General features: G+C 58.7%; 7 protein-coding genes and 1 tRNA gene. All 8 read left to right on the top strand.

The window, feature by feature from the left end; genetic code table 11:
* Positions 1 to 106 precede the first annotated feature (106 nt).
* Positions 107 to 322 carry a 30S ribosomal protein S21 gene (gene rpsU, locus BMY45_RS20800; protein ID WP_002551877.1) on the top strand — a complete coding sequence of 72 codons (216 nt, stop codon included), beginning with the start codon at positions 107 to 109 and terminating at the stop codon, positions 320 to 322.
* Positions 323 to 798: 476 nt separating this feature from the next.
* A complete protein-coding gene (gene dnaG, locus BMY45_RS20795) occupies positions 799 to 2,757 on the top strand; it encodes a DNA primase (RefSeq protein WP_092400890.1) in 1,959 nt (652 codons plus the stop codon).
* Between the two features lie 67 nt (positions 2,758 to 2,824).
* Complete coding sequence (rpoD, locus tag BMY45_RS20790; RefSeq protein WP_092400887.1) at positions 2,825 to 4,672, top strand: RNA polymerase sigma factor RpoD; 1,848 nt, start codon at positions 2,825 to 2,827, stop codon at positions 4,670 to 4,672.
* 124 nt (positions 4,673 to 4,796) lie between these two features.
* Positions 4,797 to 8,540, top strand: a complete 3,744-nt coding sequence (locus tag BMY45_RS20785; RefSeq protein WP_092400884.1) for a bifunctional diguanylate cyclase/phosphodiesterase — start codon at positions 4,797 to 4,799, stop codon at positions 8,538 to 8,540.
* Positions 8,541 to 8,555: 15 nt separating this feature from the next.
* Positions 8,556 to 8,632, top strand: a tRNA-Ile gene (locus tag BMY45_RS20780).
* 360 nt (positions 8,633 to 8,992) lie between these two features.
* A complete protein-coding gene (locus tag BMY45_RS20775) occupies positions 8,993 to 10,645 on the top strand; it encodes a RopAA-2 (RefSeq protein ID WP_092400882.1) in 1,653 nt (550 codons plus the stop codon).
* Between the two features lie 514 nt (positions 10,646 to 11,159).
* Positions 11,160 to 12,590 (top strand): alanine/glycine:cation symporter family protein, encoded by a 1,431-nt coding sequence (locus tag BMY45_RS20770; protein WP_092400879.1) that lies wholly within the window; start codon positions 11,160 to 11,162, stop codon positions 12,588 to 12,590.
* 200 nt (positions 12,591 to 12,790) lie between these two features.
* Positions 12,791 to 13,252, top strand: a complete 462-nt coding sequence (locus BMY45_RS20765) for an Lrp/AsnC family transcriptional regulator (protein ID WP_092400876.1) — start codon at positions 12,791 to 12,793, stop codon at positions 13,250 to 13,252.
* Positions 13,253 to 13,317: the final 65 nt, after the last annotated feature.

Genomic DNA, 13,317 nt, shown 5'->3' with positions numbered 1-13,317 from the left:
TCCGAGCGATGAGGGGTTAACATCCGCAACCCTTAAAAACCGACGTCTTCAAGTGCTCTTTTGCCGCGAGGATGTTGACCCCGGTAATGAATGAAGGTAGCTCTGGATGCCAGCCGTCAAAGTAAAAGAGAACGAACCCTTCGACGTAGCTCTGCGTCGTTTCAAGCGCTCCTGCGAAAAAGCCGGTGTTCTGGCTGAAGTTCGTAGCCGCGAATTCTACGAGAAGCCGACTTCCGAGCGTAAGCGCAAAGCAGCAGCCGCTGTTAAGCGTCACGCCAAGAAAGTTCAGCGCGAACAGCGCCGCGCCGTACGTCTGTACTAATACACAGACGTCCGTAGCAAGCTTCTGCCAAGCCCGGCCCTCAAGCCGGGCTTATGGCATTTGCGGAAAACGCTTGATGCTTCACCGTCAAAGTCGCACATGCGACCGAGACAACCTGCTTTACCACGTCAGACCTGGCTCTTTTGCCAGCGGTGCACGTCTCTTCTGACGAGCCTTCCAAGGCTACTGACGAGCACACCCCTGATTCCTCTAACGACGATCAGCCCAAGGCACCTGCTTGCGTGCCCACCTGATGATCCGAGGCCTGAACGGCCGTTACCGGACTCAGCGCAACATATTCAAACAGTCGAATACTGATTAGTGATTAACGTCAGTGGACTATCGGCAGATACACTTCCCGACAGCGATGATGCAGACGACCCGGTCGAGCCACCGTTTTACGTGCCTCAAGACCAAGAGTCGGTTACGCCTGCTGATTTCGGGTCCATATTTCGCGCAGTGATGATGAGAACGCCATGGCCGGGCTGATTCCCCAGAGCTTTATTGACGACCTCCTGAACCGCACCGACATCGTCGATGTGGTCAGCTCTCGCCTGCAAATGAAAAAAGCCGGCAAGAACTACACGGCCTGCTGCCCGTTCCACAAGGAAAAGACCCCCTCCTTCAGCGTCAGCCCCGACAAACAGTTTTATTACTGCTTCGGCTGTGGCGCTGGCGGCAATGCCCTCGGTTTCATCATGGACCACGACAACCTGGATTTCCCCCAGGCTGTCGAAGAACTGGCCAAAGCCGCGGGCATGGAAATTCCCCGCGAGGAAAGTGGCCGAGCGCACAAACCGCGCCAACCAACCGACTCGCCGCTCTACCCCCTGCTGACCGCGGCGGCCGATTTTTATCGTCAGGCCCTCAAAAGCCATCCCGCCCGCAAGGCAGCAGTGGATTATCTCAAGGGTCGCGGCCTGACCGGCGAGATCGCCCGGGACTTCGGCCTCGGCTTTGCTCCGCCCGGCTGGGACAATCTGTACAAGCACTTAAGCAGCGACACCTTGCAGCAGCGCGCGATGATCGACGCCGGCCTGCTGATCGAGAATGCCGAAACCGGCAAGCGCTATGATCGCTTTCGCGACCGGGTAATGTTCCCGATCCGTGACACGCGCGGACGGATCATCGCGTTTGGCGGCAGGGTCCTGGGCGACGACAAGCCCAAGTATCTGAACTCCCCGGAGACCCCGGTATTCCATAAAGGACAGGAACTCTACGGGCTATACGAAGCGCGCAAGAACAACCGCAACCTCGACGAAATCATCGTCGTCGAAGGCTACATGGACGTGATCGCCCTGGCCCAGCAAGGTTTGCGCAATGCCGTTGCAACCCTGGGCACCGCCACCAGCGAAGAGCACATGAAGCGCCTGTTTCGCGTCGTGCCCAGCGTGCTGTTCTGCTTCGACGGCGATCAAGCCGGCCGCAATGCCGCCTGGCGAGCACTGGAAGCGACGTTGCCATGCCTGCAGGATGGCCGGCGAGCGCGCTTTCTGTTTTTACCCGAGGGCGAGGATCCGGATACCCTGGTGCGCTCCGAAGGCACCGATGCGTTCCGCGCGCGGATCAACCAGCACGCGCAACCGCTGGCCGATTATTTTTTCCAGCAGTTGACCGAAGAAGCCGATCCACGCTCCCTCGAAGGCAAGGCTCATATGGCCACCCTCGCGGCACCGCTGATCGACAAGGTACCCGGCGCCAACTTGCGCACACTGATGCGCCAGCGCCTGACCGAAATCACCGGCCTGAACAGCGAAGCGGTCAATCAACTGGTCCACAGCGCCCCACAGGAAGCACCGCCGGCTTACGACCCAGGTATTGATTACGACGCGATGCCGGATTTCGCCGACTATCATCAACCTCAGCAGGACTACGCGCCTGCGCAGGAATGGCCCCCCAAGAAACCGGGCAGCGGCGGCAAGAAATGGGACAAAAAACCCTGGGACAAGAACGGTAAGCGCGGCGATCGCGACCAGCCACGTGCCCCGCGCGTGCCGGCTGCCGTCGAACCACCAACACTGGCCGCCCTGCGGACTTTGCTGCACCACCCGCAACTGGCTGAAAAGGTCGAGGACGCCGGGCACTTCGCCGCCGAGGACCACAGCAATACGCAATTGCTGATCGCACTCCTTGAAGCCGTGCAGAAGAACCCCAAACTTAACTCTTTCCAGTTGATCGCCCGGTGGCACGGCACCGAACAAGGGCGCCTGTTGAAGGCCCTGGCCGAGAAGGAATGGCTGATTGATGGAGACAACCTTGAACAACAGTTTTTCGACACCATTACTAGCTTGTCCGCCCGCCAACGCGAGCGAAATCTGGAACAACTTCTGCGAAAAGCTCGCCAGAGCGAGTTGACCAGCGAAGAGAAAAACCAATTGCGCGACTTACTCAGCCGCAATGTTTGCGCATCAAACCCGACCTCAACTGGCGCGTGAGGTCACAGCTCAGGTATAATCCTCGGCTTGTTTTTTGCCCGCCAAGACCTTCAGTGGATAGGGTGTTATGTCCGGAAAAGCGCAACAGCAGTCTCGTATCAAAGAGTTGATCCTATTGGGTCGTGAGCAGGGCTACCTGACTTACGCGGAGGTCAACGACCACCTGCCGGAGGATATTTCAGATCCGGAACAGGTGGAAGACATCATCCGCATGATCAACGACATGGGGATCAACGTATTCGAGGTTGCTCCAGATAAGGATGCCCTTATGCTGGCCGACGCCGATACCGACGAGGCGGCCGCTGAAGAAGCGGCCGCAGCGTTGGCAGCGGTCGAGACCGACATTGGTCGCACCACCGATCCCGTGCGCATGTACATGCGTGAAATGGGTACGGTAGAGCTCCTCACGCGTGAAGGCGAAATCGAAATCGCCAAGCGCATTGAAGAAGGCATCCGCGAAGTGATGGGCGCAATCGCGCACTTCCCTGGCACGGTTGACCATATTCTCTCCGAGTACACCCGCGTCACCACCGAAGGTGGCCGCCTGTCCGACGTCCTGAGCGGTTACATCGACCCGGACGACGGTATCGCGCCGCCTGCAGCCGAAGTGCCGCCGCCGATCGACGCGAAAGCCGCCAAGGCCGACGACGACACCGATGACGACGACGCCGACGCCAGCGACGACGAAGAAGAAGCCGAAAGCGGTCCGGATCCGGTCATCGCTGCCCAGCGTTTCGGCGCTGTGGCCGACCAGATGGAAATCACCCGCAAGGCGCTGAAGAAGCATGGCCGCAACAACAAGCAGGCAATTGCCGAGCTGTTGGCACTGGCCGAGCTGTTCATGCCGATCAAACTGGTGCCAAAGCAATTCGAAGGCCTGGTCGAGCGTGTCCGCGGCGCCCTGGATCGTCTGCGTCAGCAAGAGCGCGCGATCATGCAACTGTGCGTGCGTGATGCCCGCATGCCACGTGCTGATTTCCTGCGTCAGTTCCCTGGTCACGAAGTCGACGAAAGCTGGACCGATGCACTGGCCAAAGGCAAAAGCAAATACGCTGAAGCCATTGCCCGCCTGCAACCGGACATCGTTCGTTGCCAGCAGAAACTGACCGCGCTGGAGGCCGAAACCGGCCTGACCGTCGCTGAGATCAAGGACATCAACCGTCGCATGTCGATCGGTGAGGCCAAGGCCCGCCGCGCGAAGAAAGAGATGGTCGAAGCGAACTTGCGTCTGGTGATCTCCATCGCCAAGAAGTACACCAACCGCGGTCTGCAATTCCTCGATCTGATCCAGGAAGGCAACATCGGCCTGATGAAAGCGGTGGACAAGTTCGAATACCGTCGCGGCTACAAGTTCTCGACTTATGCCACCTGGTGGATCCGTCAGGCGATCACTCGCTCGATCGCCGACCAGGCCCGCACCATCCGTATTCCGGTGCACATGATCGAGACCATCAACAAGCTCAACCGCATTTCCCGGCAGATGTTGCAGGAGATGGGTCGTGAACCGACCCCGGAAGAGCTGGGCGAACGCATGGAAATGCCCGAGGACAAAATCCGCAAGGTATTGAAGATCGCCAAAGAGCCGATCTCCATGGAAACCCCGATCGGTGATGACGAAGACTCCCATCTGGGTGACTTCATCGAAGACTCCACCATGCAGTCGCCGATCGATGTCGCCACCGTTGAGAGCCTCAAGGAAGCGACTCGCGAAGTACTCTCCGGTCTCACTGCCCGTGAAGCCAAGGTACTGCGCATGCGTTTCGGCATCGACATGAATACCGACCACACCCTTGAGGAAGTCGGTAAGCAGTTTGACGTAACCCGCGAGCGGATTCGTCAGATCGAGGCCAAAGCCTTGCGCAAATTGCGCCACCCGACGCGAAGCGAGCACCTGCGCTCCTTCCTCGACGAGTGACGTTAAAAACCCCCGGCCCTGCCGGGGGTTTTGTTATGTGCAGATAAAATGCCCCCGTTGCGCCCCCCCGCCCCATTGCCCGTCTACACTCGAAACATCCTCCCCAAGCCATGACGAGACCGTGATGCCCAGACTGACGGCCGTGATTTTGCTGTCATTGATGACCTGGACCGCAACGGCTGGCGCGCTGACGCTCACCGAAGAAGAGCGCCGCTGGCTCAAGGACCACCCCGACCTGCGCCTGGGTGTCGACGCCTCCTGGCCACCGTTCGAGTTTCGCGACGATCAGGGGCGATATCAGGGCCTGGCCGCCGACTACGTGGATGTTATCCGCGAGCGGCTGGCTGTCACGCTCACGCCTATCGAGCCCGTCAGTTGGACGATGGTGCTGGAGCAGGTCGCACAGGGCAAAATCGATCTTTTACCCGGCATCATGTCCACGCCCGAACGTCAGAACTACCTTGCCTTCACCCGCCCCTATCTGGACTTTCCCATCGTCATCCTGGCCCATCATGGCGGTGCAGAACCTCATAATCTTGAGGATTTGTACGGGCTGAAAATCGCCGTGGTGGAAAACTATGCGCCCCACGAACTGTTGCGCAACCACCATCCAGACCTGAATCTGGTGGCGCTGCCCAATGTCAGCTCAGCCTTGCAAGCCTTGGCCACCGATAAAGTGGATGCGGTGGTGGGCGACCTGGCTTCCAGTGTCTGGAGCCTGCGCCAACTCAAGCTTGACGGGCTCTATGTCAGCGGAGAAACACCCTATCGCTATCAACTGGCCATGGGCGTCCCCCGGGAGAACAAGATACTGGTGGGCATCCTGGACAAGGTGATAGCGGACATGACCCCGGCCCAAATCAGCGAAATACAGGAGAAATGGGTCGGCAATGTTCGAGATTACCGAAGGTTCTGGTCAGACCTGCTGGTTTACGGCTTGCCTGCACTGCTCCTCTTGAGCGGCATACTCGCGGCGGTGATCCGCATCAATCGCCGCCTCAGCTCAGAGATCGCGCGGCGAGTCGATCTGGAACAAGAACTGCGCAGCAGCGAATACCACTATCGCGGGCTGGTGGAGAGCCTTTCAGCAATTGCCTGGGAGGCAAGGGTCAGTGACTTCACCTACAGCTACGTGTCCCCTCACGCTGAAGAACTGCTCGGCTATCCCCTCTCCCACTGGTTGATTCCAGGGTTCTGGCGCAACATTATTCATCCCGCCGATCTGATCCGCGCCCAGACCTATTGCGACCATGAAGTGCTGGCGGGCCGCGACCATTGCATCGATTACCGCGTGATCACTGCTGACGGCCGCTGCCTGTGGGTGCGCGATATTGTCAGCCTGATCCAACACGGGCACGAACCGGTGATGCGCGGGTTGATGATCGACATCAGCGAAGCCAAACGTACCGAGGAAGCACTGCGCCTTTCCGAGCAAAAATTCGCCTCGGTATTCCGCCAGTGCCCGGACATCCTGGTGATCGCGCGCCTGCTGGACGGTTGCCTGCTGGAGGTCAACAAGGCCTTCGAGGAGCAGATTGGCCTGGGCGCCGCGGAGGTGGTGGGCCGGACCGCGACCGAACTGAACATCTGGGGCATCCAGGACGTCGGCCCGAGCCTGCTGCAACGATTACAGGCCGGCAGCATCCGCAATCTGGAGATGCCTTTTCGCCGCAGCAATGGCCAGGTGTTCACCGGGCTGATCTCGGCCGAACCCTTTGACCTCGACACCACCCCAGCGCTGGTCGTGGTCGTCCGTGACATCAGCCAGCTCAAGGAAACCCAGCAGCAGCTGCAGACCTCCGAAGAGAAGTTCGCCAAGGCTTTTCATGCCTCGCCCGACGGCCTGCTACTGTCCCGGCAAAGCGACGGCCTGCTGATTGAGGTCAACGAAGGCTTCAGTCGCATTACCGGCTTCAACAGCGCCTTGTCGGTGGACCGCTCCACCCTGGACCTGGGCATCTGGGTCAACCTCAATGAGCGCAAACAGATGCTCGACCTATTGCAACGAGACGGTTATGTCAGGGACTTCAGGTGTCATATCCGCCGTAACGATGGACAGATACGGCTCTGCGAAGTGTCCAGCCGTCCTCTGCCCATCGGCGACGAAGACTGCATGCTGACCATCGCCCGGGACATCACCGAACGCCACCTCATGCAGGAAAAACTGCAACAGGCCGCCACCGTGTTCGAGAGCACCGCCGAAGGCGTGCTGATCACCGATACGCAACAGCACATCAGCGCGGTAAACCGCGCCTTCAGCGAAATCACCGGCTATAGCGAAACCGAAGCCTTGGGTCACACTCCGCGGCTGTTGGCTTCCGGCCTGCACGACAGCGCGTTCTATGCCGCGATGTGGCACCAGTTGACGGCCGAGGGACACTGGCAGGGGGAGATATCCAACCGGCGTAAAAACGGCGAGCTGTATCCCAGTTGGCTGACCATCAGCGCGGTGCGTAACCGGGATCGGGAAATCACCCATTTCGTTGCGGTCTTTGCCGATATTTCCAGCCTCAAGCACGCCCAGGCCCGACTCGATTACCAGGCGCACCACGACCCGCTCACCGGCCTGCCAAATCGCACATTATTCGAAAGCCGATTATTGATGGCGCTCAACAGCCAGCAGGAAGATGGCGGTCAGGGTGCGGTGCTGTTCCTGGACCTGGACCGCTTCAAGCACATCAATGACAGCCTGGGGCACCCGGTAGGGGATCTGCTGCTCAAGGGTATCGCCGTGCGCCTGCGTGAGCAGTTGCGCGATATCGATACCGTGGCGCGCTTGGGTGGCGACGAATTCATCATCCTGCTGCCAGGCCTGCAACAACCCAGCGATGCCGAACACATTGCCCAAAAACTCTTGAATTGCTTTGCGGCACCGTTCCAGGCCGGCGAACATGAATTTTTCATCAGCGCCAGCATCGGCACCAGTCTGTACCCCCAGGATGGCTGCGACGTTGCCACGCTGGTCAAAAATGCCGATGCGGCGATGTACCGCTCCAAAGCCAAGGGTCGCAACCGGGTTGAAAGCTACACCCGCGACCTCACCGCCCAGGCCAGTGAGCGGGTGGCACTGGAACACGAGTTGCGACGCGCCATCGAGCGCAACGAATTATCGTTGTCCTTCCAACCCAAATTCAGCCTTGCCGACAATCGCCTGGTGGGTGCCGAGGCGCTGATTCGCTGGACTCATCCCACGTTTGGCGACGTACCGCCGGAACATTTCATCCCGCTGGCTGAAGAAAACGGCATGATCCTGCAGATTGGCGACTGGGTACTGGAACGTGCCTGTCGGCAACTGTCCGAATGGAACGCCGCCTACGAAAGCCTCGGCCCGCTGTCAGTCAACCTGGCCGGAGCCCAATTGCGCCAACCCAACCTGCTGGGGCGTATCGAGCAACTGCTGCGTGAGCACCATCTCAAGCCCGGCTTATTACAACTGGAAATTACCGAAAACTTCATCATGAGCCAGGCCGAAGAAGCCCTCGCAGTGCTGCACCAGCTGAAAAAACTCGGCGTGCAACTGGCGATAGACGACTTTGGCACCGGCTACTCATCTCTGAGCTACCTCAAGCGATTGCCGCTGGACTTCCTCAAGATCGACCAGTCCTTCGTCCGTGGCCTACCCGATGACCCGCACGACGTGGCCATCGTGCGGGCAATTATCGCCCTGGGCCGCAGTATGCAATTCACCATCATCGCCGAAGGCGTCGAGACCCTGGCCCAACAACAATTTCTGGCTGAAGAAGGGTGCGAACAGATCCAGGGCTACATCGTCAGCCTGCCCCTGTGCGCCGAAGAGTTCGCCGCAACGTTTCTTCGTATGACCGTATCGGATTTTTCGGATAGCACAGCCGAGAAACCGTCGCTATAATCCGCGGCCTACTGAGGGCCTATAGCTCAGTTGGTTAGAGCAGAGGACTCATAATCCTTTGGTCCACGGTTCGAGTCCGTGTGGGCCCACCATACAAAAAGCCGCGCATTGCGCGGCTTTTGCGTTTCTGGCTGTCCATCACAGATACAGTCCTAGGGTTAAGTCATGAACATAACCGTTTGCCTACCCCTTATCGTAAGGGGAAACGGTGTCATGGCTTTCATGGGCTCGTTCATCCGGTAATTATTGATCACTCCACGTAGCCGCCATTTCACTTTTATTAAATTCTTTGGAACCCTTCTTCCGGCACGGTCACTCAGGGGTAAGGATGTCGCCGCTCATAGCGTCCAGGTTGAGATGTGTCGGAGCGGGGGAGTGATTGGCCGGGGGGCGCGTAGGCCACCGGAGTCATTTGCATTCTTCTATCTGCCGATCACTCAGAGGAAAATGCCATGGATACGATTAATGTAGGTGCAAGCGGCTCGCTCAGTCGTGTACCTGATGGGATACAGCAGGAAGCAGCGCAACAGGCCTCTCATTCTCCTAACCTCGGCTCTATCGGGTTAGCGATGAGCATGCGCCTTGAAAAACATTTCGAGGCTCACCTCGAAACAGACGCTGACTCCGGCCAACCCGCCCCCCCGGCCTCAAGCGCCCGCAACGCGGAGCTGAACGCCATTCGTGATGACCGGGCTCAACGGTTAGAGGCGGGGAGCTATAACGTCCACGACATGGAGAAGGCGGAAAAAAACGCAGCCAGAGCCGACAGACTATTTGCGTCAATAAAGTCCGGGATGGGGGGGACGCCCTTTGCGGCGCTTACCGAGGCAGGTAATTTCAAGCCGTCCATCCTTCAGGTAGCGGGCAAGCATGCCAATACCGTACGCGAAGCGGCTATAGAGAACGCTATGGCGTGCTTGTATGCCGGTATGGCGGATGCTGCCGGCAACAAGACAATTGCAGGCTTTAAGCCGGGTTATTACCTTAAACCTGATAGCAAGACACTACACCCGGCGCTTCAAGCATCAGTGGCGCAAAAACTGCTGGCCTTGGACAAAGGTCCATTGCGCAATGCCTTCGACGAAGCCAATAAATGGCTTACCGGGTTTGCCGTACGTAATACGGCAATGTACGCGTCAACGCTGGCCATGACGGCTGCAGGCAAAGAGAACCTGGATGCAATCCTGCAACCCGCCCTACGACCGGTCACGGCTATCATCGTGGGCATGGCAATTGAGCATTACAACGTAAGCCGCGATCGCACGAACCATTTAGCTGACCCTGCAATGCTCTATGGCCGTCGAGATGCTGTACCGGAGGGGCAGGCTCACAAGCCTATTGATCAAGACACCGAGTGGCTGGATGACTTCAAGACTTTAAAGGATCTCGATGCCACTGCCCTGGTTAAGATGGTCTCCGCACGGCTTGGTGAAGGCGCGGCTACGGCTCTGAATGCGGTCATCAGCGGCGATGCCTTGAAAGAGATAGTAGACCCGGTCAGTGTGGTAGGAAACGGTCTCCTGATTGGCGGTTTTTCTGCAATGGGCGCGGGTACAGCCGCCACAGCTAACTTGGCCAAGTCCAAGGAACTGGGAAAAATGGCGGCTACCGCAGCCTCGGAGGGTGTAAAAAACGTATTGGGCACCGTGGCGTTCGGGTTGTGGGCAGCTGGCGCCTCGCTAGGTGGGTCGTTGCCGAAAAAAGCCACCGCTGCAGTCGATGCCCATGTACCAAAAGCAGTAGAAGGGGGCGCAGATGCAGCTGGCAGGGTGGCGGTCAAGGGCGGTGAACTTGCACTCAAGACATCGCTAGCCAGCGCCAGATTTGTCAAAGAAACAGCTGTTTCAGGGGCCGACCACACCAAAAGTGCAGTTCAAGCGGCAGGGGATGGGGTCATCAGCGCCGCCAGCGCCATCGGCACCACCTCCCAATTGGCCTGGGACAAAAGCATTGGAGCTCTGAGGCAACGCGCGGTGGGCAGCTCTCAAGGCCAAGCCGTTGATGGTCAGAACATACCCATGCAGCCGCTCGCGGCTACGCAGGCCCCAGCGTCGTCCTCAGCACCCGCGCGTCCCCCAGCTCAGGATGATAGCGATATCGTGTAGCGGCCTTCTGCGTCGCTCACTGTAATCTTAGCGTTATGAGGTGGTTCCAAGGACTCGCGCACAGGCAACCATGCCGACCGGCAGCTCATCCTTTTCGATGGCGATGACCTTCTGTCGAGTAAGCGAGATTGGCCTGGGTCAGACAGTCATGGGCTGGATAGGTCTCGGGATCCCCGGGCTGCCGCTATCCTACAGCCCGCTTCTGCAAGACACATGACCACAGTTGCCATGCACAGAACCGTCCCCTGAGGCTGATTAAGCACAACTCTCAGGGCGCGAAACTACCGCTCTGTAGTACAGTTGCGCCCGCCAGGGCCCGGCCACTGCCAGTGATAAAGGCCGGTGCTGCCCTCGAACGACTCGACGGTGCCATATTGCGGGTTTTCGGATCGGGAACGGTCGGCGGCATCGAAACGTCCGAAGACGAGAAATCGGATGTAAAACCAGGCATAAACTGATCGCGGGACGCTCAAGAGGGCGGCTCCGCCGATAATAAGAAATATAGGAGAAACAGATGGAATTCCTGCAAACGCTGTTCGGGTATGTCGACAGCCTCACGTGGGGGTGGTCGCTCATACCCATTCTCGTGGTCTTCGGCGTGTTCATCACGATTATGTCGGGTTTCGTCCAGTTCGAATTCTTCGGCCGGATGTTCCGCGTGCTCTCAGGTAAGAACCAGAATAGCGACCCCAACAACCTCAGTGCGCGACAGGCGCTGCTGGTATCTGTGGGCGGTCGTGTGGGCGGCGGAAACATTGCCGGTGTAGCCGTCGCGATTACGCTCGGTGGGCCCGGCGCGGTTTTCTGGATGTGGTGTATCGCGCTCGTCGGCATGGCGACCAGTCTCGTCGAATGTACGCTTGCCCAGGTTTATAAGCGCACTGACGGGGAGCACTCCTTCCGTGGCGGCCCAGCCGACTACATCCGGCACGGCCTCGGTTCGAACTACAACTGGCTTGCGATCGTTTATGCAGTCTGCCTGCTGGCGGCCTTCGGCCTTGGCTTCAACGCCTTTCAAGGCAACACTGTGGCCGGCGCGATGCAGGATTCGTTCGGGATCAGCCGCTTTGTGACCGGAGCGCTCCTGGTGCTTGTCACCGGGTTTGTGATCTTTGGTGGAATCAAGCGCATTGCCAAGGCGGCCGATGTCGTGGTTCCCGTCATGGCGTTGGGTTACCTGGCGCTTGCCCTGATCGTCATCGTGATGAACATCGGTGAAATTCCGGCGCTCTTCGTACGCATCGTCTCCAGTGCCTTCGGCTATGAAGAAGCCATTGCCGGCGGCATGGGAGCGGCGATTGCACAAGGCTTGCGCCGCGGCCTGTTCTCAAACGAGGCGGGGCTTGGTTCCGCACCGAACGTCGCAGCGACTGCGCTGGTACATCACCCGGTCAGCCAGGGCATCACCCAATCGTTCTCAGTCTTCATCGACACGATCGTGATTTGCTCGTGCACGGCTTTCATCATCCTGCTGGGTGACGTCTATGTTGCCGGTGCCACAGGTATTGACGGTGTCGTGCTGACACAGCAGTCACTGGCCAACCATTTTGGTGAGTGGTCGCGCTACGCGTTGAGCCTGGCGATCCTGCTCTTCGCTTTCTCGTCCATCATTTACAACGTGTATCTGGGTGAGAACGCACTTGCGGCAATCACCAAATCGAAACCAGCCCTGCTGGTGCTGCGCGTGTTTATTCTGGGCTTGATTTTCCTCGGCGCCGCGGCCCCGAACGCCACCTCGGTGTTCTTCTTCTCAGACCCGATGATGGGCATTCTGGCACTTGTGAACCTGATTGCGATTCTGATGCTGTTCCCTACTGCAATACGGGTGATCAACGACTTCCGCGCGCAGTTGAAAGCCGGTGTGGCAAGGCCGGTATTTGATCCGGCAAAATTCCCCGATCTCGATCTCGACCGCAAGGCATGGGATATCAATCGCTGGAAATGACCCTGGCCCGGTCGCAGCCTGGATTGGGCTGCGGCCACATCTGAAACGAGTTGATACCCGCATCGTCAACTCTGCGGATACTGTCGCCATGACCAACATCATGGCGGCAGGCATTTCCCGACCGCATCCCAATGGATTAGGTGGCAAAGGCATGCGAGCCTGTAACATGCCAGCCACCGATATCCACGCCGGAGCCCACCTTGTCTGACGCCCGCCCTCCCGTCCTCGACGAAATCGACCGCCAACTGATTGCCGCCCTGCAAATCAATGCCCGGGAAAGCGTCGCCATGCTCGCCCGACAATTGGGCATCGCCCGCACAACCGTGACGTCGCGGCTGGCGCGGCTGGAAAAAACCAGGGTCATTACCGGATACGGCGTGCGTCTGGGGCAGCGGGTGATTGACGGCGGGTTGCAGGCTTATGTCGGCATCAAGGTTCAACCGCGCTCCGGCAAGGACGTGCTGCGGCGCTTGAGTGCGATGGCCCAGGTCCAGCAACTGTGTGCGGTCAGTGGCGAATTCGACTATGTGGCCTGGCTGCGCACGGATTCACCGGAGCAGCTGGATCAGTTACTGGATCAGATTGGCAGTGTGGATGGGGTGGAGAAAACCACCACTTCGATCATCCTCAGCAGCAAGATCGATCGGGGACAGCCGGTCTAGCGCGTGCGACTTAATATGCACGCGGTGCCGTCGGGCCGGCTACGTCTCCCTGACCAGCATGCCGC

Origin of the sequence: Pseudomonas sp. NFACC39-1 (assembly GCF_900110355.1) — a bacterium.
GTDB classification, from domain to species: domain Bacteria; phylum Pseudomonadota; class Gammaproteobacteria; order Pseudomonadales; family Pseudomonadaceae; genus Aquipseudomonas; species Aquipseudomonas tehranensis.
The sequence above is the reverse complement of the archived record's forward strand: the minus strand, read 5'-3'. Positions and strand labels throughout refer to the sequence as shown.